The organism is Leptolyngbya sp. CALU 1928 (genome assembly GCF_056784215.1).
In genome coordinates, this window is sequence record NZ_JBXBCE010000005.1 from 69,755 (window position 1) to 94,381 (window position 24,627).

The window sequence follows — 24,627 nt, forward strand, 5'->3', positions numbered from 1 at the left end:
CACGGTGGCTTTGAACAGCCTTTTGCTTCACTATCCTAGTTGAACCCGCGATCGCATTCCATCCATATATTTTCCGAAATGTCACTGCCATCTAATCGCAAGCCTTCCAGATGAAATGAGATCGCCTCTTGAATTAAAGTTTTCACTTCTAATAGAGTTTCGGCAACGGCGACACATCCCGGTAGGTCAGGCACATATGCCCCATAGCTAGACTCGCCCTTTTCAATCACAACGGCATATCGCATCACTCATCTTCCTCAAGTTGAGCCTGTTTTTGGTGCGCCTCTATATCCCTAAGCGCTGATAGATTTGGTCGAGGTTGCGGAGGTGGTGCATCGGGTCAAAGCAGGCGGCGATGTCTTCAGGCGTAAGCAGTGCCGTCACCTGGGGGTTTTGCTCGATTTGGGCGCGAAAGTCGCCATCGGGTTTATTCCAGGCAGTGTGGGCACAGGATTGGGCGATCGCGTAGGCTTCTTCTCGCTTCATGCCTTTTTCCACCAGGGTCAACATTACCCGCTGGCTGAACACCACGCCGCCGTAAACGTTCATGTTCCGGCTCATGTTATCGGGATAGACCAGCAGATTTTTGACCAAATCCGTCGTTTCCACCAGCATAAAATGGGTCAAAATGCAGGCATCGGGCAAGGCGACACGCTCGACGGAACTGTGGGAAATATCGCGCTCATGCCACAATGCCACGTTTTCAAGCGCGGCCACCGCATAGCCGCGCACCAGTCGTGCCATGCCCGTCAGCCGCTCAGAGCGAATCGGGTTGCGCTTGTGGGGCATGGCAGAGGAGCCTTTTTGCCCCTTGGAAAAGAACTCTTCCACTTCCAACACATCGGTGCGTTGCAGGTTGCGGATTTCAACGGCGATGCGCTCAATCGAAGCCGTTAGCAATGCCAAATGGTTAAAGAAATTAGCATGGCGATCGCGCGAAACGACCTGAGTAGACGCACAATCGGGTTGTAAGCCCAATTTCTGGCAGGTGAGCGCTTCAATCTGTGGATCAACATTGGCATAGGTGCCCACCGCGCCGGAGATTTTGCCCACGGCAATGTCGTTGTGCAAATAGGAGAGGCGATCGCGATGGCGCAACATTTCCGCCAGCCAACCCGCCAGTTTGAAGCCAAAGGTAATCGGTTCGGCGTGAATCCCGTGCGATCGCCCAATCATTACCGTGTCGCGATGCTGTTGCGCCTGAAACCGAATCGCCTGAATCACTGACTCAAGCTGGGTCAAAATCACATCCAGGCTAGCCACCATTTGCAGCGCCAACGCCGTATCCAACATATCTGAACTGGTCATGCCCAGGTGAATGTAGCGACCCACGTCGCCCACATGCTCATTCACATTCGTCAAAAAGGCAATCACATCGTGCTTGACTTCTTTTTCAATCTCCAGCACGCGCTGCGGATCAAATTTCGCCTTCGCCTTAATTTCTGCCACTGCCTCCGCTGGAATGTAGCCCAAATCTGCCTGAGCTTCGCACACCGCGATCTCCACATCCAGCCAGGTTTTCAGCTTGTAATCGTCTGTCCACAAGTTGCCCATTTCGGGCAGAGTATAGCGCTCAATCAAGGTTCGTGTCGCACAATATAACCGTCATATTTTACTGCACGACTGCATTCCGTGCGCTCTAAATAAGTAACTACGCTTTCAACTCGCTGACAATCGCGATCGCTAAATGTTTGACCTTGGCGATGCGATCGCGTCGGGTGTATTGAGCTTTGTGAAACGCACCAAGACCAATTGCGGATTTTGAGGGTTGAATCACTTGCGATTGCGTTGTGTGAACACCGTTAAATTTCTTCCTCATCCTGGTTTTTAGTGCGAGAAGACTGAGAGATTAAATGAAAGCTATTCATGGTGCTGGCAGAAGTTTTGCTGGTTGTGGTGGTGATTGCAGAATTCGATCCGCTGGTTTGAGACGTTTGGAGCGCTTCCGCTACTGGATGATACAAAATCGTCATTAAACAAGAGCATCCTGCTAACAGCAACAGATCCAGTTCTTTACTGTTAGGCTTGCGAAACCGATTACGGCTACGAATTGAAGATTTGACTGAACTGTGCTGACGACTTAACATGCTTTCCTTTATATTCACTGAACCCGATTTAACCGAATGACTCTTAACAATCTTCTCTACTGATCTAGACTGCTCAGAAAAAAATCGGTTCCGAACAGAAAATACTATAACGCAGCAAGTGTTCTGCGAAAATTAGGAAAGCTAAACTGCCGATCTAAATGTGGAAAAACGACATGTCTGAAAATTGGAGAAGTAAGGTTGTGACTGAGGGCGTGCAGCGATCGCCCAATCGCGCCATGCTGCGAGCCGTGGGATTTGGCGATGGCGATTTTACCAAGCCGATTGTGGGGGTTGCCAGTGCCCACAGTACTATCACCCCTTGCAATATGGGGATTGCGCCCCTCGCAGCGCAAGCAGAAGCCGGCATTCGGTTGGCTGGCGGAATGCCTCAGATTTTTGGCACGATTACCGTCAGCGATGGGATTTCCATGGGCACGGAAGGAATGAAATATTCCCTGGTGTCGCGGGATGTGATTGCTGATTCGATTGAAACTGCCTGTAATGCCCAAAGTATGGATGGCGTGTTGGCAATCGGGGGCTGCGACAAAAATATGCCCGGTGCCATGATTGCCATGGCGCGAATGAATATTCCGGCACTGTTTGTTTATGGCGGCACCATCAAGCCAGGAAACTTGGCAGGAGAAGATCTGACCGTTGTTAGTTCCTTTGAAGCAGTCGGGCAATACAGCGCGGGTAGAATTGACGAAGTGCGGCTGATGGCAGTGGAGCGGAATGCTTGCCCTGGTGCGGGTTCCTGTGGCGGTATGTATACCGCAAATACGATGTCTTCAGCCTTTGAAGCCATGGGGATGAGCCTGATGTATTCTTCCACGATGTCAGCAGAGGACTCTGAAAAAGCAGAGAACACGGCACTGGCAGGAAAAGTGTTGGTGGAGGCGATTCGTCACAATCTGCGTCCCCGCGATATTATCACCCGTCAATCGATCGAAAATGCGATCGCGGTGATTATGGCAGTCGGCGGTTCAACCAATGCAGTGCTGCACTTTTTGGCGATCGCTCACTCTGCTGGAGTCAATCTGATACTGGATGACTTTGAAACCATCCGCGCTCGCGTGCCCGTGCTGTGCGATCTGAAGCCCTCTGGTCGCTACGTCGCCACGGATTTACACCGGGCAGGTGGCATTCCCCAAGTGATGAAAATGCTGCTGAATCACGGCTTGCTGCATGGCGATTGCCTGACGATTACGGGAGAAACGATCGCAGAACGGCTCAAATCAGTATCTGATGAACCTAGATCAGACCAAGACGTGATCCGCCCGTGGAGCAACCCGATGTATGCCACTGGGCATTTGGCAATCCTCAAAGGCAACTTGGCAACTGAAGGCGCGGTCGCCAAAATCACGGGCATCAAGAAAGCCCAAATTACTGGACCTGCACGAGTGTTTGACTCGGAAGAAGCCTGTTTGGATGCAATATTGGCAGGGAAAATTGTCGCCGGGGATGTGATCGTGATTCGCTATGAAGGTCCGAAAGGGGGACCCGGAATGCGGGAAATGCTGGCTCCCACTTCCGCAATTATTGGAGCGGGTTTAGGGGACTCTGTGGGCTTGATTACCGATGGGCGCTTTTCCGGCGGCACCTATGGCGTAGTCGTGGGGCATGTGGCTCCTGAAGCCTATGTGGGAGGCGCGATCGCCTTAGTTCAAGAAAACGACTCCATCACCATTGATGCGGCGGCTCGCCTGTTGCAGGTGAATGTGTCGGATGAAGAATTAGCACTCCGCCGCGCCGCATGGCAGAAACCCAAACCCCGATATACCGCTGGCGTGTTGGCAAAATACGCCACGTTAGTGTCTTCTAGTAGCTTGGGTGCCGTCACCGACTTGCACGTCAATCCATAAAGCCTTGATGGTGTGAGAGTATGGGTGAATACGCCGAGGCTTTAGCGACGGGCTTTTGATCCACGGAGGGTTTTCGCAGATTTCTCTTCTTTTTCGGGGGGAGAGAGCGGCAGGGTTAGATGAAATTGACTACCTCGGTCTTTCCCTGCCGATTCTGCCCAGATGCTTCCACCCATGCCCGTCACAATTTGACGGCAAATGGCAAGCCCTAACCCGGTGCCTCCGGTTGATCGCCGCAGGGCACCCTCTTCTTGGTAAAAGCGATCGAATACGGTTTCCAGGCGATTAGGTTCAATGCCGCGCCCCGTATCAGAAACCGTGACTTCCAGCATCTTGCCGCCGTTGGTTTGAGCTTGAATTACCACTTTGCCGCTGGGTTCGGTAAATTTGCAGGCGTTGTCCAATAGTTTAGATAACACTTCTACGACCCATTCGCCGTCGGCTTGGATTAACGGCAGTTCAGACGACACTTGAGTCGTGATTTCGGGTAAGCCCCCGTCTAGCTGCCGAGATCGCACACTGCTGAGGGCAAGATCGACACATTCCTGAAGGGGCAACGGCTCTACATGCCATTGAATTCGCCCACTTTCCAGTTTAGAAAGCGTCAAAAAGTCTTGGATCAGTTTTCGCATCCGTTCTGCATCAGTCAACGCCGTGTTTAGCATGACTTGGCGCAGTTCCTCAGGCATATCGGGTTCCGTGGAAAGGCTTTCTAGGCACACTTGAATTGTGGAAAGTGGAGTTCGCAATTCATGTCCAGTGATGGCGATTAAATTACTCCGAGTGCGATCGAGGGCGGCAAGCTGTTGGTTCAAATCTTCCAGATTGGCATAGGCTTCCGCCTGAATCAGCGCCACCCCAATTTGGTTGGCGATCGCCTCGATTAACCCCACATTGCTCTCATGCCAATCATGGGCGGTATTGCGGCAATGATGCACTTCCACCATCCCCAGCAAGCGATTTTGATGCACCACGGGCACCATCAGCCACGCCGCGATCGCCCAGCGCTGTACTTGCTCTTGGGGTGCTACCATTTCTTGTTCTCGCAGCAGCCACATATCCGCCTGGGTATTGGGCACATACATCGGGTCTTGATGCTGCGCCACACACTGAAACAGGGGATTGTCTGCCAGATTCCAGCGTTGCCCAATCAGAGATTCCACTCCATGGCTCAGTGACTCATGCTGAAGGGAGACTGTGGCATCCGTAGCGCGGCATCGATAGATCAGACAGCGGGAGGCTTGTAGAACTTGCCCCAATTCCTGCACGGCGACCTTAAAGATTTCATCGGGATCGAGCGATCGCCGAATTGCCGAAGTGATCGAATTGACCAATCGCTCTCGTTGTTCTTGAGCCGCGATGGAGCGATACGCCTTCAGCAGCTTATATTGTCCGGCTTGAATGTAGGTGACCAAGCGCTCGGCAAAGGGACCGGGATCAACGTTATTGAAGTTGGCTTGGGTGTCATTCAACAACGCGGTCTGTGCGACTGCCACTTTGTCTGCGAGTTCTGGGCGATAGAGCAATACTTTCGCCAACAGCAACTCTGCTGCCTTACACGCCACCGATCGCTCAAACGTCCAAATGCCCTCAAATCGACGAGATTGATCGGGCGGCAACGGTAAAGATGAGTCTCCAGGCGTGGTATAAGCCTGCCGTTCACGACAAATCAAACAGGCGGCATAACGAGAGCCGATTACCACTAAGTGCCATTCTTGGGCAAGGGCATCGGCTGGCTCAAAGGCGATCGTTTCATAGCGATCAAACCGATTGACAAAATCAGTTTCCGGTGCTGCCAATACATAGACCTGCTCTGTGCGATCAGCAATTCGCAAATAACGATGGGCTTCCTGCCGATAAAATCGCTCCCGCTGAAAACTGGCAATCACCACAGGCTGATCTGTGCCCGCCAAAACCTGATCCTCCATCGCGTGAGACAGCGCCGTGAGAGAGGACTTGAAGTAAATTTGGGGTCTTAGCTCTGGCAGGGCGACTAACAGATCTTCCAGAATGGAAGCGGGGCGACTCATCAAGATAGAACTCTACTTGGATAAACGCGGAACCATCCCGTTCAGATGCGGTGACAGTTCCCAAACTGCGAAATCTAAGCTCACTATACCGCCTCAGCCTTTCGGCAGAAAGGTTTATATGATTCTTATTGTTCTTTGGACTGCCGGACTTTACCTAGGGCAACGGGGTAGGCAGCCAACCGCCCACAATGCTGGGGCGGGTCACGGGTGGCGTGAACATCCGTTGAAAGGAAGATTTACGATCTTGTGAAGGTTCGTTGCTCAAATTCCACATGGTTTCGTAGAAAAAGAACGACATTCCAGAAAAGCCGCGATCGCGGGCAATTTGAATTTTTTGCTCAATAATACTCATGGGCATAGGTTTAGTTCTCAGCCCCGTAAGAACTCCGATCGCCACGGGAACGTGTTTTTTCGCCTCTTGCACGTCGGGTTGTTCTAACTCCGAAATAAACCCCGTTGGATCGGTGCGATAGGCTTGCAGTAAAATCTCTTCCACATAGCCCAATCGCCGCCAAGTTACCCAATCTTGCAGATAATTTTCGTAGGAAAACGTTTGTGAATTGGGCGATAGAGAAACTGTAGCGTAAGGTTTTCGGGCTTTAACAATGGCAAACACTCGCCCCATAAATTCGGTGATTTTATTTGCCCGCCAGCGAAGCCACTGCGGATCTTTGGCATTCACAGGCGGCTCTTTCCCTGGGTTTTCTTTTTTGTAGAGCGCAATGGTGTCAGCATCGTAGCCAAACTCGGAGGGCAGCCCCATGTGATCATCAAACTGGATGCCGTCCACGCCATATTTAGACACAATTTCGTCTACTAAGCTCAGAATGAACTGCTGTACTTCAGGTTTGAAGGGGTTGAGCCACACGCGATCGTATTCGCCTTCCTTCCACACCTTGGAGCCATCTTTGCGCTGAGTCACCCATTGAGGATTGCGTTTCACCAGTTCAGAATCGGCAGGAGCCATAAAGCCAAACTCAAACCACGGCATCACGGCGATGTTATTTTGTCGTCCTAGCTGCACCAGTTCCGCCAATGGATCGCGTCCTCGCAGCCCCGGTTCACGCGGGTCGATCGCGTCCCCTATCGCTTGCCGCATCACCTGACTGGGATAAAGCGTGTAACCCCAGTTCCACACCACCGGATAGACTGTATTAAATTTGAGCGTTCCTAGTTCCTGAATAGCGCTGCGGAGCAATTGCGGATTGAACAAAACCCGACTGTCAATATTCGTTAGCCAGACTCCTCGAATCTCTTGAGTAGGAAAACTGGGTTGGGGCAGTGGCGGCAAGGGCGGACTGGGGTTGCTAACGACGGGCACAACTACCACGGGAAACCCAACCGGAGTCGTCCCTGTTCCGGGTTTAACGGCAACGGGTGGCAATGGGTTAGAACGGGCGCTGGCAATCCATTGAGTCGGCACTAAAGCAGATGTGGTTGGCATAGCTTGGCATAGTGCCGCAGCCAGTTCAGCGCGGGTAATGGGTTGATTTGGATTAAACCGTTTGGGGTCAGGCTGATTAATAATCAGGCGATTTTCTAGAGCGGCAGCAACGGAAGCTCTGGTATAGTCGGGAACCATTCTGCCATCTTTAAAAGCGGCTCTTAGATCTTTAGATTCTCGCTGTCTGGCGGTGTAACGTAATCCTGCGGCTAATCCGCCGAAGGCTTGCGATCGCGTCATTAAATCATTCGGTCGAAACTCATTTCGCTTTTCTCCCAGCCAAAATCCTGTTTGCTGAATGTATTGAATCGCTTTGGCATTGGGGTTGTCTGAACGCACATCTCGAAAGGCGATCGCTTTTTGGGTCTGGGTCATCCCTGGAAATGCCCGTTGTACCAGTGCCGCATATTCCGTCCGCGACACGGCGGCATTGGGTCGAAATGACCCATCTGAGGAGGGAACCACAATCTTTTTGCCTGCCAGCGCGGTCATACATTGCCGCGACCAGTGTCCCTGCAAATCGCCACCCTGACTTTGGGCAACAGCAGAGAATTGTAGGGTTAACAGTGACCCAAAAGAAGTTAGGGGAAGAACCAGCCATGCAACGGTAGATTGCCAACGATACTTAGACATAGGTGCCATATTCTCAGAACGCCATATGTTACCCAAACTCAGGGAGAAGCCGCCGCTCAGGAAGTTTTTGCAGTTTCTGGAAGCGGTTCACTAGAAACTTCTAATAAGAATTTGCTACGGTTACAGTCACCCTATAAAGTAGCAGCTACGCTGATAGCAAGCACTCTATTTTGCAACGCCGCACCGTATTACATCAATGCTTAGTTCCTCTTCTCTTTCATCCTTTCATCAGGCGATTCAGTCGGGTGATTTTCTGATTACGGCAGAAGTTGCCCCGCCGAAGGGAGGCGACCCAGCACACATGCTATCTATGGCGCACCTGCTGAAAGGGCGTGTGCATGGGGTCAATGTGACCGATGGCAGTCGGGCAGTGTTGCGGATGTCGTCCCTAGCTGCCTCGGTGATTTTGCAGCAGCATGGCGTGGAGGCGATTTGTCAGGTTGCTTGCCGCGATCGCAATGCGATCGCACTGCAAGCCGACTTGATGGGCGCTCATGCATTGGGCATTCACACGATTCTGGCACTCACAGGCGATCCGGTCAAAGCAGGCGATCACCCCAACGCTCGTTCTGTGTTTGAACTCGAATCAGTACGCTTGCTAAATCTCATTCAAAAACTCAATGGTGGAGTAGATTTTAATGATAAGCCGCTGCCTCATGGCGCAACCAATTTACTCGTTGGCGCGGCTGTTGATCCTCAATGCGGCAGTTGGTCGGGACTACAGCGTCGATTTGAACGCAAGCTTGCGGCGGGGGCGCAGTTTTTTCAGAGTCAGTTAATCTCCGATTTTGATCGCCTAGAGAAGTTTATGACCCAGATTGCGGTAGGGTCCAACAAGCCAATTTTGGCAGGAATCTTTCTACTCAAATCAGCCAAGAATGCCCAGTTTATTAACCGTTGCGTTCCCGGTGTTCATATTCCTGATGAAATCATCGATCGCCTTGGTGCGGCGGCTGAGCCGCTTCAGGAAGGCATGGTGATTGCTGCGGAACAGGTGCGACAAGCGCGTGACTTGTGTCAAGGCGTTCATATGATGGCAGTGAATCGAGAAGATTTGATTCCGCAAATTCTGGATTTAGCCGGGATTCCACCGCTGAGTTAGAGATCCTATACCTTTCATGTCTATCGAGGTCAATCGCGATCGCGCTACATCCATAGATGAACGATCGCTTGAGTCGGTTCAAGTTGGGCTAAGCATTTCTGATTGACGGCTTTGAAGATGACGATCCTTTTTTTAACGTTTCAGTCACGGTGGTTCGACTAATTTTGAGGACTCGCGCTGTGTCGCGAGTGTTACTGCCGTTAATTGCCATATCCACAATCTGTTGCTTCACTTGGGGCAGATACCCTCGATAGGCATACGCTCGAATAAAGGTGAAACGGGAGCACTCAGAGTTACGACATCTATAGCGTTGCTTCCCCTCATCCGATTGTCCATGCTTGACGACATCACTACTTCCACAACTGGGCAAAGAACGGGTTCAGGTACCATGGCAGAAACTTTTAGGCAGCAGAAACTTTTAGTTTCTCTCATTTCCCCAGATCCTAGTCCATTACCGAACTCATGAAGCACTAGATCAAGCTTTAACCAGGATTATCAACAAGTGTATTTCGGCTGATGATGCCCTTGCTGGTTCAATCACTGTGGCTTATTCATCTGAAAATTGCTGTAAGTGTTTGATTCACTTGATAATGATTAGAAAAGTTGTTAAGTTGTGTGAAGAGTTGTCGAGTCGCACACCGTCGGGACATCAGGAAAATTTCATGGATAACGTCCAAGCAACTTTCAGATCTACGGAAAACGCTTTTCATGTTGAGGGATATGAAAAGATTGAATTTAGCTTGCTCTATGTGGATGGAGCCTTTGCGCTTGAGAATCCTGAGATTGCAGAAAGCTATCGTCAATTTGGGCGCTGTTTAATGGTGGTCGATGCAGCGGTCTATAGTCTCTACAGTGAGCAGGTCTAGGCTTATTTTAAGCACTATGAAATTGACCTAACGATCTTTCCGGTCACGATTAAGGAGACAGACAAGACGTTGCGGACGTTTGAGCGGATTGTTGATGCATTTGCAGACTTTGGGCTGGTACGCAAAGAGCCTGTTTTGGTCGTCGGCGGTGGCTTAACCACTGATGTGACGGGCTTTGCCTGCGCTACCTACCGCCGCCGCACGAACTATATCCGAATCCCTACGACGTTGATTGGGCTAATTGATGCCAGCGTTGCGATCAAAGTTGCAGTCAACCACGGTAAGTTGAAAAATCGACTGGGCGCTTATCATGCGTCTCAGAAGGTCATTCTAGATTTTTCCTTTCTAAAAACACTCCCTGTGGCTCAAGTGCGTAATGGCATGGCGGAGTTGATCAAGATTGCCGTTGTTGCCAACAGCGACATCTTTGATCTGTTGGAAGCGCATGGCGAAGAGCTTTTGCACACCCACTTTGGCTACTTAAATGGAACGCCTAAGCTACGTGAGGTGGCACACAAGGTCACCTATGATGCGATCAAGACCATGTTGGGTCTAGAAGTGCCCAATTTACACGAGCTAGATTTGGATCGGGTGATTGCCTATGGTCATACCTGGAGTCCGACCCTAGAGCTAACGCCAGAGATTCCCATGTTCCATGGTCACGGGGTCAACATTGATATGGCATTCTCGGCAACCATTGCCCAGCAGCGAGGTCATATTTCGATCTCTGATCGCGATCGCATTTTGGGATTAATGAGCCGTATTGGTCTGGCGATCGATAGCCCTTACCTCACTCCTGAGTTGTTATGGAAGGCAACAGAATCGATTAGCCGGACGCGGGATGGCTTGCTGCGAGCCGCAGTTCCTCACCCAATCGGTCACTGTGCTTTCATCAATGATTTGACCAGGGCTGAGTTAGATAGCATCTTGTCAATTCATAAGGAGATTTGTCGTGGCTATCCTCGCGGTGGCGATGGCGAAGATATGTATATGTCATCGGAGACATCTGGCATTCCTGTTTCAGTGGGTGCAGAAGCATGACATTAGTTTCCAGAGCACTGAACCAGCCCAGACCTGTGACTCCGTTGGGCATTCTAGCGGCGAAGCTTGAGCATCTCAGCCAGCAGCTAGAAGCATTAGACATTGATACCAATCTGAAGTCTGAACTGCGGCAAGCCTATGAATTGGCAAGTGGACTAGATCCCTACCTGAGTCACTGTACAACGCCGGAATCTCCGGCTCTAGCGTCACTTGTTCAACGTACCCAGGCAGAAGACTGGAGCCAGCGGTTTTCTGACAGCGAGACTGTACGGCAGTTAGAGCAGGAAATGCTCTCAGGACATGTGGAAGGTCAAACTCTAAAATTTCTGGTGCATCTCACTCAAGCAAAGCGGGTGTTGGAAATCGGGATGTTTACTGGCTACTCTGCCCTCGCAATGGCTGAAGCTTTACCGGATGATGGCGAAGTGGTTGCCTGTGAGGTCGATGCTTATGTGGCGCAGTTTGCCCAGCAATGCTTTAGCGAATCTCCGAGTGGTCATAAGATTTTGGTCAAAGTGGCACCGGCGCTGTTGACGCTCAAGCAATTAGCCGCTGATAAAGAAACGTTTGATTTAGTGTTTATCGATGCCGATAAGGCGGGCTATGTAGACTATGTGAATCTTTTGCTAGACACTGATTTGCTGGCACCGAACGGTTTGATCTGTGTCGATAATACGCTGATGCAGGGACAACCCTATTTATCGGGTGAGTCTACGGCGAATGGAATCGCGATCGCCACGTTCAATCAAACTACCGTAGATGATCCTCGGCTAGAGCAGGTATTGCTTCCTTTGAGAGATGGTCTGACGCTGATTCGCCGAGTGTGAGTCATCCCTCTACATCGATCTTCCGTCAGTCTTGTGGAGGAGTGTGTATGTCCAAGATTTTCTTTGTGGTATTCCAAATTATTGCTCATGATGGTTTTTCACAAGGAAGATAATAGTCAGCTAAGAACGATAGCGACAACCGTAGTGAAAACAGTGGCAACTCTGAGCCTGCTGCTGTTGGTGTTACCGTTCAACCTTGCACTCACCGCGATCGCGTGGCTCAGAGCAATGGTCATCAGACCATCCAGGATGGTGACAGCGAATCCTCAAACTATCCTGATCAGCGGTGGCAAGATGACGAAAGCGCTACAGCTAGCGAGATCGTTCCATTGGGCGGGTCATCGAGTTATCCTCATCGAATCCCATAAATATTGGCTTACAGGTCATCGGTTTTCTTGGGCAGTCGATCGCTTTTACACCGTCCCTAAGCCTCAAGCAACGGACTACATTGATGCGCTCTTAGAGATCGTACAGAGAGAAAGAGTCGATGTTTATGTTCCGGTCTGTAGTCCCGTTGCCAGCTATTACGATGCTCAAGCCAAACAGTCAATCTCAAAGTATTGCGAGGTAATGCACTTTGATCCAGATATAGTTCAAAAACTGGATGATAAATATGAGTTTTCTGCGATCGCGTCATCCCTAGGTCTTTCTGTACCTGATTCCTATCGCATCACCCAACCTCAACAAATACTAGACTTTGATTTTTCTAGCCAAGAGCAAACCTACATTCTTAAGAGTATTCCTTATGATGCCGTGCGGCGGTTAAATCTGACTCAGCTACCCTGTAGGACACCGCTGCAAACAGCCGCATTTGTTGAGGAATTACCGATTTCTGAAAGCAATCCTTGGATTATGCAAGCGTTTATGACCGGGCAAGAATACTGCACTCATAGCACGGTACGGAATGGAGAGCTGCAACTGCATTGTTGTTGTGAATCATCAGCCTTCCAGATCAACTATGAAATGGTGGATAAACCTGAGATCAAAGCGTGGGTTAGACAGTTTGTTGGCGGTCTAAAGCTGACAGGGCAAATTTCCTTTGATTTCATTCAGGCAGAGGATGGGTGTATTTATGCGATCGAGTGCAACCCTCGCACCCATTCAGCCATTACGATGTTCTACAACCATGCCAATGTCGCGAGGGCTTATTTAGAAAGCAATTTCCCCCTTACTCAACCCCTAAAATCCAGTCGCCCCACTTACTGGCTCTACCATGAAATTTGGCGGTTGGTGACGCATCCCACAAAGATAGGACAGCGGTTGAAAATTATTTTTAGCGGCAAAGATGCAATTTTTGACTGGTCTGACCCGCTTCCTTTTTTGATGGTTCATCACGCCCAGATTCCCTGGCTGTTGCTAGAAAATTTGCGGCAGCTTAAGGGCTGGCTTCGGATTGATTTTAATATCGGTAAGCTGGTTGAGCTAGCAGGAGATTAACTCATGACACGGCGTATTTTACACCTAGTCGGGTCTGCGGTCAGCGAGTTTTACTGTGATTTGTCTTGCCTTTATGCTCAAGATTGCCTGGAATCTACTGCGAATCCAGCGCTCTATGAATTCTACATTGCCTACATTACGCCCGATCGCCAATGGCGGTTTCCAACCGATTTGAGTCGTGACGCGATCGCGTCAGCTACACCCCTATCTTTTACAGAGGCAGTTCAGCCTCTCACCACCCTCAAAATTGATGTAATGGTGCCCCAGATGTTCTGCATCCCTGGCATGACCTACTACCGAGCTTTATTTGATTTGCTCAACATTCCTTACGTGGGCAATACTCCAGATGTGATGGCACTGACTGCCAATAAAGCGAAAGCCAAAGCAGTGGTGGCGGCGGCAGGGGTTCGTGTGCCTCCAGGAGAACTGCTTCGCCCCGGAACCCATCCCTCCATTGCGCCGCCCGTAGTGATCAAGCCTGTGGATGCAGATAACTCTTTAGGGGTCGTTTTAGTGAGAAATCGCTCTGACTACGATATTGCTTTAAAGACAGCTTTTGTTTATGGCGATGAAGTACTGGTCGAGACGTTTATCGAATTGGGGAGAGAAGTGAGATGCGGTATCGTCGTTCAGGATGGGCAGCTTATCTGTTTGCCTTTGGAAGAATACAGCATGGATAGCGATCGCAGACCCATTCGGAGCCACGCGGATAAGCTAAACCAGAACGAAAACGGCGACTTAAATATGGTTGCCAAGGATAGTACCAAAGCCTGGATCATTGATCCTGACGACCCAGTTACAGAAAGGGTTTGGGACGCTGCTAAAAAATGTCATACCGCTCTAGGATGCCGACATTACAGTTTGTTTGATTTCCGGATTGACCCAAGCGGGCAACCCTGGTTCCTAGAAGCCGGACTGTACTGTTCTTTTGCTCAAAAAAGTGTGATCTCGATGATGGCAAAAGCCTCTGGGATTCCTTTGGAGAAGCTTTTCCACAACGCTTTAAACAACTTACATTGACAACGTGATAGGCGACTAAACCCACTTTGCCACAAGCTGAGTCGAGGGATATTAGTGTCCATCAGTGCGGGTCAAATTGTTGCGACCGAGGTATGCCTTAGCTATCCACCAATGGGCTGAAGCCGTTTTTGAGCGCCCTTCAGTAGGGTTTGAGCCTCCGAGTAAACAGTGGTATTAGGGGTAACCCGTCTTAAAGTCTTTTCAATATCCCGCAGTTGACTGATTTGCCGAGTTTGCAACATTTTTGCTCCCGGCTGAACTGAAGCAAGCAAGGATATTTGCAACTGCTGAGCTTGCTCAAATGCCTGGACTGATTGCTGCTCTTGCTGTAAACGGATTCGCACAGAACTAAGCTTTGCTCGATATTGGCTCAGCAATTTCTGGGCTTGAACATAATCAGGATCGTCTGGCTTAATCGTTTGCAGGTTTGCGATCGCCTGATTCCACAGCTTTTCCGCTTCCTGCCACACTTCCACGCCCTGCGCTTTGCCTGTGGAAAATTGTTGCGCCGTTTCCGCTGAAAATTTTGCCGCCTGTACCAAGTTGCCCGATCTCGCATTGCCGACACTAAAACCTACCACCTGCTGAAAGTCTCGTTCATACGCCTTGAGTTTTGTTTGAGCGTTGCGTCCTGCCAAGGTTTCACGGGGCACTTCTTCTAGTTGATCCATTCCTTGCTGCCATTGAGCGATCGCGTCCTCTTTTTTAGCTTGATTCGGCGCTGATTGATAGGATCGCTTCGCCGTATTCACCTCTGTATCTGCCTTTTGTAGCTGGGTTTGAGCATTTTTCTCCTGAAATAAACGCGCATCCATCCGGGCAACATCTTTGCGTGCCTGCTGAAACTCATCTAGGGTAAAGCGCCAACTACAGCCAAACCAGCCGCAGTACGCGCTGGGATAATAGCCTAAAAACCAGACAGGCAAAGCATCGAGGTGTTTTTGGGCAGTATTCACTTTAGTAGTGCCCAAATCAAAATCGGCGGGGCTAGTCGCGTTATTGACTAGCTGATCGGCTTGTTCTGTGGTGGCGATCGCCTGTCGATAATTGTGATCCATACTCATAAAACTGGGCAACAGCACCATGGGCATCATCCGCGCCACGGGATACCGAATCATGGGATAAGGCAAATTCAAAAACCAGATGCCGCCGACAATGCCGCCTACGGCGATCGTACCGAACTTAATTGAGTTCCATAGGGCAGAAGGGGAACGATTTGCCTTTGCCGCTTGTTTCAATACTTTGGGGTTGAAATTGGGAAACAGATCATCTAGAGTATCGCGTAACTCAGATTCAGTCAGAGGAGTTCCCGTTTGCAGCCGCAGCTTTTCGAGTCGTTTTAGCACAATCTGTTGCTGCACCTGCGATGCCACATCGTTCGTGTTCATCCGTTGCAGTTCAGCGTTCAGAATTTCAAAAGCCTTTTTGTTGAGGCGAACCATAGATTTAAGAAAGAACCGAGTTTACAGACAGATTCAATTCAGAAACACTTTATTCCTGACCTAAACATCAGTGTTCCCATCTGCACTGTAAAACTGCGACCTTAAAACTGCGATCGCTTAAATATCATCTGCTAAATAGCGTGGATCTTCCACCAGGGTCACATCTGAAGCAGAACCTTTGGATGGAATTCCTTGTGCATGATGGATTTGGCTTGATTTGGCTGCATTCTCAGAACCGTAAGTATCCGAGGAATTTACTTCGGCTGGATAGTTTGTTGCTTCCACAGTCAAACGTGAATCTGGACGAACGGACAACCGCTCTTCTGAGGATTCCAACCGTTCACTACTTGACTTGCTAGGAGACAAGCGATCGCCCGATCTTCGAGGAGGAGACGGCGATCGCGTAAAGGTTTTCCAGGCAGTTTTCATCCCTGAAAATAAACTGCGGGTGCCAAGCTGAACTTTTTTAGCTTGCTTGCGGGCACCGCTCAGAGACTGATCTACCTGCTTTGCCACTTGTCCAGCACTTTGTACCCCTTCACTCAAGTCATCCGTCAGGTCGGTAATTTCCATGCCCGTCAGCCGAATCGCTTCTAGGGTCGGTGGAAATTCCCGCCGCAGGGTTTCAAACAGTTTGTCTGCACTCCGGGCGGCGCGTCCTAGTTCCTTTAAGGTGGGAATTGCAACGATCAGTACAATCGTCAAGCTGGCGGTGACGAACAAAAAGGATACAACTAGCCAGAAGAGAGGATTGTTCACAGGGGTAGGCTACAGAAGAGTGTCACGGGCAGGAGTTTGAGTTTGAGTCGCGAGGGCATCAGATTCTTCCAAGGCTTGATGTTGCCGCTGAGTGGCTTCCATGCCAGCCGCGATCGCATCCTTAAGGCGCACCAACGTATTATCCCAGTTTCGCACCGCCGACTCTGAAAGGCGATCTGCCTGGAGTTGCACCGTAGTCGATAAATCCTCTGCCATTTCGGGTAAAGCATCCGCCGATTTTTTCAAGATCTGACGAGTCTCGCGACCCGTTCGAGGGGCTATCAAAATTCCTGCGATCGTACCAGCGGCGGCTCCTAGCAATAATCCTCCCAAAAATGATCCAGACCGATTATTCGACATATTTTCAGCCCTATCCTTAATCATTCAGGGGAAACTTTGAATCTATTTTCGCCCATTAAAGCTCTTATCTTATCAATCTTTGGCAGAGCGGGGTGTAGGAGGTTTCGGGTTTCAGAATTGACTTATCTTTCTTCCTGACCCCTATTTCCTGTCCTCCCCCTAATCCCTGCCTGCCTGCCGACCCCTGAAACCTGAAACCTGATTAAAACCACTCTGCCGCCAAAGAGATTGGCCCAGGTTGATGAGGGACAAAAGCTTTTGGATTTTCTGAATTTTTTGCTCTAAACCTTGGTAACTATATCTTGCTCTATTCACGCTCGAAGTTGCTTTGTTAAGTTTGGTGGGTGCATTGTAAAGCAGTCGATAGAAATATTGTTCAACCGCTAAGATACTACCCGCTATTTTGGTGAGCCGCAGTTTCAGTGCCCAAAGGGTTTGGGCAAGACGCAGGCAAATTAGCCCCAGAACAACGTTAGTAATAACCACAAACAGAACCATCGCAAAATGAGTAAATGGGCAAACGGTAGATTTAAAAAGTGAGCGATCGCGTTTCTTGTTTTTGATTGCTGACTCTTGAAACCAGAAAACGCCTTTCGACTATTGTAGTGATGACTTCCTAGGACGGATACCCCTCATCCCAGATTGGGGCAATGCATAGAACATGACTGATCACCACAGGAGAGAAAATATGGTTCAAGCTGCACCTGCTGCTACTCTGTACGTCAATTCAGCAATCGGCAATGATACCGCCGGAGGATCTCAGTCGGCTCCCTTCAAAACCATTGGTCGGGCGTTGAAGCAGGCAAAACTGGGCGATCGCATCCAGCTTGCTCCCGGCACCTATAGTGCTGCTAGCAGCGAAGTGTTTCCCTTAGCGATCCCTGCCGGGGTCACGGTGATTGGCAATGAAGCTACGAAAGGCGCTGGCGTTGTGATCAACGGCGGCGGCAGTTTTGCCAGTAAGACCTTTGCGGGACAAAACATTACCCTGCGGATGGAAACCAACGCCCAACTGCGGGGGGTGACCGTCACCAATCCGCTGACACGGGGAACAGGGGTTTGGATTGAATCGACTAATCCAGTGATCATCAACTGCACCTTTACCAACTGTAAGCGGGAAGGCATTTTTGCGACTGGGAATGCTAGCCCTGCGGTCTATGACAATGTGGCGACCCGCAATGATGCAAATGGCTTTAGCATTGTGCGAAATGCTAAGGGTGAATGGCGGCGCAATGTGTGCCAAAACACGGGCTATGGCTTTTCGATTGGCGATCAGGCGGCTCCACTGTTAGCAGAAAATCAAGTATCTGAGAATCGATCGGGCATCGTGCTGGGTCAAGAGTGTCGTCCGGTGCTGCGATCGAACGTGGTAGAACGCAATACTAGCGAGGGCTTGACGATCATCGATCGCGCCCTTCCTGACCTCGGTAAAGGGCAAGATCCAGGGAGGAACATCTTTCGAGGCAACACCGAGTTGGATATCAACAATGCCACAGCAACCCGACTACTCTGTGTGGGCAACCAGATTAATCCGGTTAGAGTCAAAGGGTTGATAGAACTCTTGGCAAACGAGATCCCTAATCCTGCGCCGTTGCCGCCTCCCACGCCTGTGCCACCTCCAAACCCTGGCGAACTCACCGATATTGAAGGACATTGGGCGGCTGGATTCATTCGCGGACTGGTTGCCAAGGGCTATATCAGCGGTTTCCCTGATGGCACCTTCAAGCCCCAAGCACCGATTACCCGCGCTCAATATGCCGCCATTATTTCCAAAGCGTTTAGTTTACCTGCCAAACAAGCAGCGACCTCATTTGTGGATGTGGTGCAAAGCTATTGGGCATTTCCCTTTATCCAAAAGGCAAACCAAATGGGCTTTATTTCCGGCTTCCCTGATGGTTCCTTTCGTCCAGATCAAAATTTGACGCGGGTGCAGGCGATCGTCTCGTTGATTGGTGGCTTGGGTTTGACGGGAGGACTGTTAGATGTGTTGAGCTTCTACAGCGATCGCGTCCAAATTCCTAGCTATGCTGCCGAAAAAGTGGCAACCGCAACCCAACGCCGGATTGTGGTGAACTACCCCACGGTGCGTCAGTTAGAACCGATGCGAGATGTGACGCGCGGCGAAATTGCGGCGCTGGTCTATCAATCGTTGGTGGCGCTGAATCAGGCACCCGCGATCGCCTCACCCTATATTGTCAGCCCTGATTTGACCAGCGCCGCTTTCACCGATATCGCTGGACATTGGGCAACCGACTTTATTTCTGCTCTGGCAAAGCAAAACCTGATTGGCGGGTTCGCTGACGGCAGTTTCAAGCCAGATATTGCCATCAATCGGGCGCAATATGCGGCGCTGCTGGTCAAGGCGTTCAATCCTTCACCCAAACGGGATGCGATCGCGTTTTCTGACATTCCAGCCACCTTTTGGGCAAAACCATTTATTGATCAAGCCTATCGTGCCGGGTTTATTTCAGGTTTTCCTGATGGCTCGTTTAAGCCCGACCAAAACATTCCCCGGTTTCAACTGCTGGCATCACTTGTCAGCGGCTTGGGCTTAACGGGCGGAGATTCTAGCCTGCTTGCTGCTTATGACGATCGCGCCTCCATTCCCCAATACGCCCAAAACCAAATGGCAACGGCAACGCAACAAAGGCTGGTGGTTAATCATCCAACCCTACGGCAGTTAAACCCCGTGCGCGATACTACCCGCGCTGAGGTTGCCGCCTTTGTCTATCAAGCTTTGGTACAGTCCGGGCGATCGCCTGCGATTACTTCACCCTACATCGTCTCTGTTTAAGCTAAAACGCTGCCTTTCTGTTTAAGCTAAAACGCTGCCTTAAAGTGCGATCGCTCCTTATTCTGCTGCTACAGAGCAAGGAAACAATCACTAGAAAAGGCTATGGCAAACACTAACCCTCGCGGATTTGTTGACGGAGCTTTTCTAGCTCTGGATCAGCGGCTTGGGCTGGCAGTTGAGCCGTGGCACTGGTGCCAGAAAGCGCTTGGGATTTCATGGCTTCTAGCTCGGCATCAATATCATCGGCTTGACCCAGTTTTTCAAATCGCTGTTCCAAATCATCCATGCTGAGTTCGGTAATTGCTTCCGATTGCGCCTCTAGTTGCAGCACTTTTTCTTCCATGCGATCAAAGGCTTGCATGGCGCTACCGGTGCCCACATTTCCCATCATGTCGTTAATTTGCTGGGTCGCTTTGGCAGACCGGGCACGAGCAATGTAAAGATCTTTCTTCGTTTTCGCCTCAGAAATCTTGCTTTCCAGCTTTTTCATGTTTTGTTTAAGCTGGTCTACCACGACCGATTGCTGCGTTAGTTGGGTTTTCATCGCCGTAGCGGTTTCTTCATAGGATTTGCGGCGCACTAATGCTTCTCGTGCCAAATCATCCTCCCCTTTTTGCAGGGCAAGTTGCGCCCGTCGATACCAGTCGTCGGCGGTGGTTTGCGCTTGAGAATATTGCCGCTCGGTGCGCTTTTGAGTTGCGATCGCTTGGGCTACTGCTTGCCGCAGTTGAATCAAGTCGTCTTGCATATCCAGCACAACCTGTTCCAAGATCTTTTCGGGATCTTCTGCTTTGCTGACCAACGCATTCAAGTTGGCACGAATCACCCGCCAGATTCGATCAAAAAATCCCATGACGTTTCCACAGGTAAAAGAGCATGTTAATCATACTACCCTACCTTTTCGGTTCAGACTTTGTTCCTTCGGGCTTATAAATTTCTGCCTGCACTCCTTGTTGGCGTAATTCTTCAACACGGGCTTTAGCAGCACTTTCATTTTCAAATGAACCAAGCTGAACTTTTGCGCCCGATGGATAGTTTTGCAAGTAGGCATCGGGCACTTTTTGCTGCGCCTCGTTCAAAGAGCGATCGCTGCTGTAAGGAGTCACCACTTTATAGTTAGGCTCACGGATATATTCTCTGACCTGAATGGGTGGCTGGGATGCCGCTGGAGCAGGAGAAACTGTGGGTAGCGCTTCCGGCGATACAGGCTTAACTTTGATCGGTGGTGAGGGATACGATTTCGTAGGCGCGGCATAGCTTCGCGCTGGGGCAGATCGGTAGGGTTGAACAGAGGGTCTGTAGCGGGGAATGGGGGAAGAGGCTTGAGGCTGCGAAACTTTAGGAGGTAGAGGCGTTGACCTGGAGGGGGGAGCAACTGGGGCGATCGGACTAACCGGATCGGGCAGAGGTTCGGCAACCCTCAACGTTGCAGCATTAGTTGGAACAGGCTCAGAAGATTGCGTTAACCCAGTAGAGCCTGATTTGCCAGACAGACCTAGATTGACAGATTGTGTCCCTTCACTTGAGCTTGCTCCAGCGTTCAGGGGAGGAACACCATTGCCACCAGAAGGCGATACTTCAACGGAGCCTAAGGTTTGTAGGTTTAGGTCAGGAAATTCGCGGCTGGCAAGATTGGGCTGCGGCACGCTAGCCATTCCAGCGGCAGGAGTATTGGAAGTCGCAATATTTCCTCCCTGAAGATTGGCAACCGTTTGTGGCTCGTTGCCATTAAAGAAACGGCTAATGCTAGTTGGATTCATGACCAAAAAGCCAAACGTTGCACTAGAGAGCAGTAGCAACAACATCGATCCCATGCCCAACGGGGTCAATAAACTTTGAAAAAAGCTCTGCTCTGCTTGAACTTCTGCTTCTTCAGCGGCGAGGCTTTGCAATAATTCAGATGATTCTAAATAGTAGTCTGGGCTAATTTCGTCTAGGGCTGAGTCTGCTCCACTGGCAACCTGTGCCGCATATTGAGCCGCAAGTTCTTTGAGTTCAGAGACGTTTGCGGTGGATAAATTAGCGTGTTCGGGTAGAGCCATGATCGCCAGATCCAGCCCGATCTCATCTGCTGAGGGTTGGGTCTGTTCAGTGTGAAATGCCATATGCGGCAGGGGTGCAAACGATTCAGCGATCGGCGCAGTTGAGATCAGATCAAGACTTTTGGGCGCTTGTCGATAAGCCGCAGGGCGAGGAGAATAGGTCGCTTTGCCAAGCGCTTTTTGCCGCCGATACCGAGCAAGTTCTTCATCAAGCTGAATGTCAGAACACGCAAAAGCTCTCTGTAACAGCGGATGCAGCGATTGAACACAAGCCTTAGAAGACGTTATTGTAGAAGACTGACGCATTTCAAAACCCCCAACCAATTCCTCATCAAATCATCCAAGCGATCCACCCCAAACCTACTAAAGTCCAATGCCTTAAAATCGAGAGAGTGCGATACTATCTAGCTGACTTGCGCTATGACATGCCTGCTGACGATCCCCAAGGCAAAAAACGGACTCCATCGAGTATCAATAATACATTGAACCTCAAGTAGCACCTGAGCCAAAGTTATACACTCCTTTCTCTAAACTTGATCACATTTTTAATTACATTTCTTGATTTTTTATTGCGGACTGTGTAAATCATGGCTCTTCATTCGCTTAACCATGTTCTGGGGTCTTTAGAAAGTCAGTATAAGCCGCAACATCAGCAGCAGCTTCAACAGATTTTGGGACATTGGCAGTCAGTGGTTGGAGTGGTTGTTGCAGCGCAAACTCGCCCAACCTCAGTGCAGCGAGGGGTGCTTAAAGTTGCAACTTCCAGTTCTGCGTGGGCACAAAATTTGGTGTTTGAGCGCCAGCGCATTTTAGAGAAACTAAATCAGGTTTTGTCGCGATCGCTCACTGATATCCGGTTTTCTACGGCTCAATGGGCAGAGATTCCTCTAGCAACCTTTCCCGGTGAACAAGAGCAAACAGCGCTATGGCAAGCTCATCCTAGTCGTTTGCCAGCAGGCACCATTTCTCTAGTCAACTCAGCCGCATTACCGTCAGATACGCCGTTGGCAGCATTTCAACAGTGGGCAGCGATGATGCGATCGCGCACCCAATACCTGCCCCGCTGCCCCCAATGCCATGCACCTACTCCAATCGGGGAACTGGAGCGCTGGCAGGTTTGTTCACTGTGCATAGCAAAACGCTGGTAGCTAAGCTATGAATTACTCAAGCAACCGCTTCTAACGTGATACTAATCACAGGCTTAAGTGAGCTAGAGCATACACATTTTTTTTAAAAGAGCCAAGCTTAGATAGCGTCTACCAAACTAACGACTTAGTGATTCGGAAAAATATCAATCATCTTGTTGATGTTTAATCCGATCCCTAAACTCTTTCAAAAGTAAGATTCTTTCTCTAAGAGTGACTAGATAAAATGTCCTCATAAACTGATAATTTCTGCCTTAGAAAAACTCACTTTAATGAAGTTTTATCAAAAAGCCGCTTTTAGTTTCACCTGATCCCTGCTGCTTTTTCATGCAAATCCGAAAGGTTTACGGAAAACACACCTAAATCAGGTTTTAGATTGCTTAAATCTGAAGAGAATCTAAACTCATCTTTTTATCTTGAACCGCTCAAAGTCCACTGGCGCTGTGAATCCAAGATAGAAGTGCTTCTAAAACGTAAAAAATTGTTAGTTAAAAATAGAGATCAGCATTTCTTGCTCACTTTAAAAAATTTTATGAATCCGCTCGAACCCTCAATATCCTTATGTCGTCACTGTCGCTACTACCTTCCTGAAGGACGACGCGGAGGGCACTGCCAAAAGCTCGATGTTTCTGTTAAAAGTCAGTGGAATGCTTGCAGCGTGTCAGCTCCTCCTTTTTTGCCGCCTTGGAATGGATTAGGAGACATTATGATTTGGCAGCAAAAAGCATTAGAAGTGCAAGAGGCTGTTGAAGCAAGCGCTTTTCGCGAGAATCTTGGTGATTTAGAAGGGGTATCCCACCCTGCACCAATGCCCCTTGGCGTTGAAGCCTCATCCAGTTGGGTTTAAGAATTTGCATTTAGGTTGGTGTTGCATACACGATTGATCTGTCTTATGGGAGCCAGGGATACTGCCGAAAATCGGGCGATCGCTTTTCTAAAAACGCCTGCTTTCCTTCGGCTCCCTCTTCAGTCATGTAGTACAGCAGGGTGGCATTGCCAGCCAGTTCTTGCAATCCAGCTTGACCATCGCAATCCGCGTTAAAAGCCGATTTTAGGCAGCGAATGGCGATCGGGCTTTTGGCTAAAATTTCTTGCGCCCACTGAATTCCTTCAGCGTCTAGTTGTTCTAAGGGAACCACACAGTTCACCAAGCCCATATCCAAGGCTTCAGCCGCATTGTATTGACGGCATAAGTACCAGATTTCCCGTGCTTTCTTTTGCCCTACAAGACGGGCTAAATAGCTAGCACCAAAGCCGCCATCAAAACTGCCAACTTTGGGTCCTGTTTGCCCAAAAATGGCGTTATCAGCCGCGATCGTCAGGTCGCAGAGAATATGCAGGACATGACCACCGCCGATCGCGTATCCTGCCACCAGTGCGATGATCACTTTGGGCATAGAGCGAATCAGCTTTTGCAAATCCAGCACGTTTAGACGAGGAATTCCCGCTTCATCTACATATCCTGCTTCGCCTCGAACGCTTTGATCACCACCCGAACAAAAAGCATACTTGCCGTCTGTGTGAGGTCCTGCTCCAGTAAACAAGACGACTCCAATCCGCGTATCTTCACGAGCATTCCAGAATGCATCATACAGTTCTACAACCGTTTTAGGACGAAAGGCGTTGCGCTTATGAGGGCGGTTGATGGTGATTTTGGCGATTCCGTCAGCTTTGTGATACAGAATATCTTCGTAGGTTTTGGCAACTTGCCAGTCAATTTGCATACAGTGCTAGGG

The 24,627-nt window shown here is 49.8% G+C and carries 22 protein-coding genes and 1 pseudogene; 10 read left to right on the top strand and 13 right to left on the bottom strand.

All coding sequences use genetic code 11. From position 1 onward, the window contains the following. Window positions 1–35: 35 nt before the first annotated feature. The 4 genes from AC1S5B_RS20740 to AC1S5B_RS20755 form a co-directional block, all read right to left on the bottom strand. Window positions 36–245 carry a type II toxin-antitoxin system HicB family antitoxin gene (locus tag AC1S5B_RS20740; protein ID WP_482037601.1) on the bottom strand — a complete coding sequence of 70 codons (210 nt, stop codon included), beginning with the start codon at window positions 243–245 and terminating at the stop codon, window positions 36–38. A gap of 40 nt (window positions 246–285) precedes the next feature. Further along, window positions 286–1,581 (bottom strand): adenylosuccinate lyase, encoded by a 1,296-nt coding sequence (gene purB / locus AC1S5B_RS20745; protein ID WP_482037602.1) that lies wholly within the window; start codon window positions 1,579–1,581, stop codon window positions 286–288. 70 nt (window positions 1,582–1,651) lie between these two features. Further along, window positions 1,652–1,777, bottom strand: coding sequence for a hypothetical protein (locus AC1S5B_RS20750; RefSeq protein WP_482037603.1), 126 nt, complete (start codon window positions 1,775–1,777; stop codon window positions 1,652–1,654). Window positions 1,778–1,802: 25 nt separating this feature from the next. Then, the gene (locus tag AC1S5B_RS20755; protein WP_482037604.1) at window positions 1,803–2,087 is read right to left on the bottom strand and encodes a hypothetical protein; all 285 of its coding nucleotides are present in this window, start codon (window positions 2,085–2,087) and stop codon (window positions 1,803–1,805) included. A gap of 173 nt (window positions 2,088–2,260) precedes the next feature. Between AC1S5B_RS20755 and ilvD the strand changes: the two genes are divergently transcribed. Then, window positions 2,261–3,949, top strand: coding sequence for a dihydroxy-acid dehydratase (ilvD, locus tag AC1S5B_RS20760; protein WP_482037605.1), 1,689 nt, complete (start codon window positions 2,261–2,263; stop codon window positions 3,947–3,949). Window positions 3,950–3,990: 41 nt separating this feature from the next. Here the strand turns inward: ilvD and AC1S5B_RS20765 are convergent, their stop codons facing one another. Further along, window positions 3,991–5,979, bottom strand: coding sequence for a DICT sensory domain-containing protein (locus AC1S5B_RS20765; protein WP_482037606.1), 1,989 nt, complete (start codon window positions 5,977–5,979; stop codon window positions 3,991–3,993). 154 nt (window positions 5,980–6,133) lie between these two features. Continuing rightward, window positions 6,134–8,056, bottom strand: coding sequence for a glycoside hydrolase family 10-like protein (locus AC1S5B_RS20770; protein ID WP_482037607.1), 1,923 nt, complete (start codon window positions 8,054–8,056; stop codon window positions 6,134–6,136). A 196-nt stretch (window positions 8,057–8,252) separates the two neighbouring features. On the opposite strand from AC1S5B_RS20770, the gene AC1S5B_RS20775 reads away from it, so the two are divergent. Continuing rightward, window positions 8,253–9,158, top strand: a complete 906-nt coding sequence (locus AC1S5B_RS20775) for a methylenetetrahydrofolate reductase (RefSeq protein WP_482037608.1) — start codon at window positions 8,253–8,255, stop codon at window positions 9,156–9,158. Between the two features lie 59 nt (window positions 9,159–9,217). On the opposite strand, the pseudogene AC1S5B_RS20780 reads toward AC1S5B_RS20775, so the two are convergent. Further along, window positions 9,218–9,548 (bottom strand): annotated as a pseudogene (locus tag AC1S5B_RS20780) (IS1-like element transposase); the annotation flags it as partial. Between the two features lie 272 nt (window positions 9,549–9,820). Here AC1S5B_RS20780 and AC1S5B_RS20785 point away from each other — a divergent pair. The 5 genes from AC1S5B_RS20785 (at window position 9,821) to AC1S5B_RS20805 (ending at window position 14,349) form a co-directional block, all read left to right on the top strand. Next, entirely contained in the window at window positions 9,821–10,024 is a 204-nt protein-coding gene (locus AC1S5B_RS20785) for a hypothetical protein (protein WP_482037609.1), read from the top strand. 48 nt (window positions 10,025–10,072) lie between these two features. Next, the gene (locus AC1S5B_RS20790) at window positions 10,073–11,065 is read left to right on the top strand and encodes a sedoheptulose 7-phosphate cyclase (RefSeq protein WP_482037663.1); all 993 of its coding nucleotides are present in this window, start codon (window positions 10,073–10,075) and stop codon (window positions 11,063–11,065) included. Continuing rightward, the gene (locus AC1S5B_RS20795) at window positions 11,062–11,892 is read left to right on the top strand and encodes an O-methyltransferase (RefSeq protein WP_482037610.1); all 831 of its coding nucleotides are present in this window, start codon (window positions 11,062–11,064) and stop codon (window positions 11,890–11,892) included. The genes AC1S5B_RS20790 and AC1S5B_RS20795 overlap by 4 nt, the downstream gene beginning before the upstream one ends. 87 nt (window positions 11,893–11,979) lie before the next feature. Next, a complete protein-coding gene (locus AC1S5B_RS20800) occupies window positions 11,980–13,329 on the top strand; it encodes an ATP-grasp domain-containing protein (protein WP_482037611.1) in 1,350 nt (449 codons plus the stop codon). Window positions 13,330–13,332: 3 nt separating this feature from the next. Further along, a complete protein-coding gene (locus AC1S5B_RS20805; protein WP_482037612.1) occupies window positions 13,333–14,349 on the top strand; it encodes a D-alanine--D-alanine ligase family protein in 1,017 nt (338 codons plus the stop codon). 101 nt (window positions 14,350–14,450) lie between these two features. On the opposite strand, the gene AC1S5B_RS20810 is transcribed toward AC1S5B_RS20805, so the two are convergent. The 3 genes from AC1S5B_RS20810 to AC1S5B_RS20820 form a co-directional block, all read right to left on the bottom strand. Continuing rightward, window positions 14,451–15,791: a hypothetical protein gene (locus AC1S5B_RS20810; RefSeq protein ID WP_482037613.1), complete on the bottom strand. Its 1,341-nt coding sequence runs from the start codon at window positions 15,789–15,791 to the stop codon at window positions 14,451–14,453. A gap of 117 nt (window positions 15,792–15,908) precedes the next feature. Continuing rightward, on the bottom strand, window positions 15,909–16,550 hold the full coding sequence (locus AC1S5B_RS20815) for a DUF948 domain-containing protein (protein ID WP_482037614.1): 642 nt from the start codon (window positions 16,548–16,550) through the stop codon (window positions 15,909–15,911). Window positions 16,551–16,559: 9 nt separating this feature from the next. Beyond that, entirely contained in the window at window positions 16,560–16,910 is a 351-nt protein-coding gene (locus AC1S5B_RS20820) for a YtxH domain-containing protein (protein ID WP_482037615.1), read from the bottom strand. Window positions 16,911–17,598: 688 nt separating this feature from the next. Between AC1S5B_RS20820 and AC1S5B_RS20825 the strand changes: the two genes are divergently transcribed. Continuing rightward, window positions 17,599–19,704 carry an S-layer homology domain-containing protein gene (locus AC1S5B_RS20825; protein ID WP_482037616.1) on the top strand — a complete coding sequence of 702 codons (2,106 nt, stop codon included), beginning with the start codon at window positions 17,599–17,601 and terminating at the stop codon, window positions 19,702–19,704. 112 nt (window positions 19,705–19,816) lie between these two features. Here AC1S5B_RS20825 and AC1S5B_RS20830 read toward each other — a convergent pair whose 3' ends face one another. Together AC1S5B_RS20830 and AC1S5B_RS20835 are read right to left on the bottom strand one after the other, a co-directional pair. After that, window positions 19,817–20,557, bottom strand: a complete 741-nt coding sequence (locus tag AC1S5B_RS20830; RefSeq protein ID WP_482037617.1) for a PspA/IM30 family protein — start codon at window positions 20,555–20,557, stop codon at window positions 19,817–19,819. 40 nt (window positions 20,558–20,597) lie between these two features. After that, window positions 20,598–22,052, bottom strand: coding sequence for an SPOR domain-containing protein (locus tag AC1S5B_RS20835; RefSeq protein WP_482037618.1), 1,455 nt, complete (start codon window positions 22,050–22,052; stop codon window positions 20,598–20,600). A 281-nt stretch (window positions 22,053–22,333) separates the two neighbouring features. Here AC1S5B_RS20835 and AC1S5B_RS20840 point away from each other — a divergent pair, with 281 nt between their 5' ends. Next, window positions 22,334–22,894, top strand: a complete 561-nt coding sequence (locus AC1S5B_RS20840) for a DciA family protein (protein WP_482037619.1) — start codon at window positions 22,334–22,336, stop codon at window positions 22,892–22,894. 373 nt (window positions 22,895–23,267) lie between these two features. Continuing rightward, complete coding sequence (locus AC1S5B_RS20845; RefSeq protein ID WP_482037620.1) at window positions 23,268–23,738, top strand: hypothetical protein; 471 nt, start codon at window positions 23,268–23,270, stop codon at window positions 23,736–23,738. A 43-nt stretch (window positions 23,739–23,781) separates the two neighbouring features. On the opposite strand, the gene menB is transcribed toward AC1S5B_RS20845, so the two are convergent. After that, on the bottom strand, window positions 23,782–24,615 hold the full coding sequence (gene menB, locus AC1S5B_RS20850; RefSeq protein ID WP_482037621.1) for a 1,4-dihydroxy-2-naphthoyl-CoA synthase: 834 nt from the start codon (window positions 24,613–24,615) through the stop codon (window positions 23,782–23,784). Window positions 24,616–24,627 lie beyond the last annotated feature (12 nt).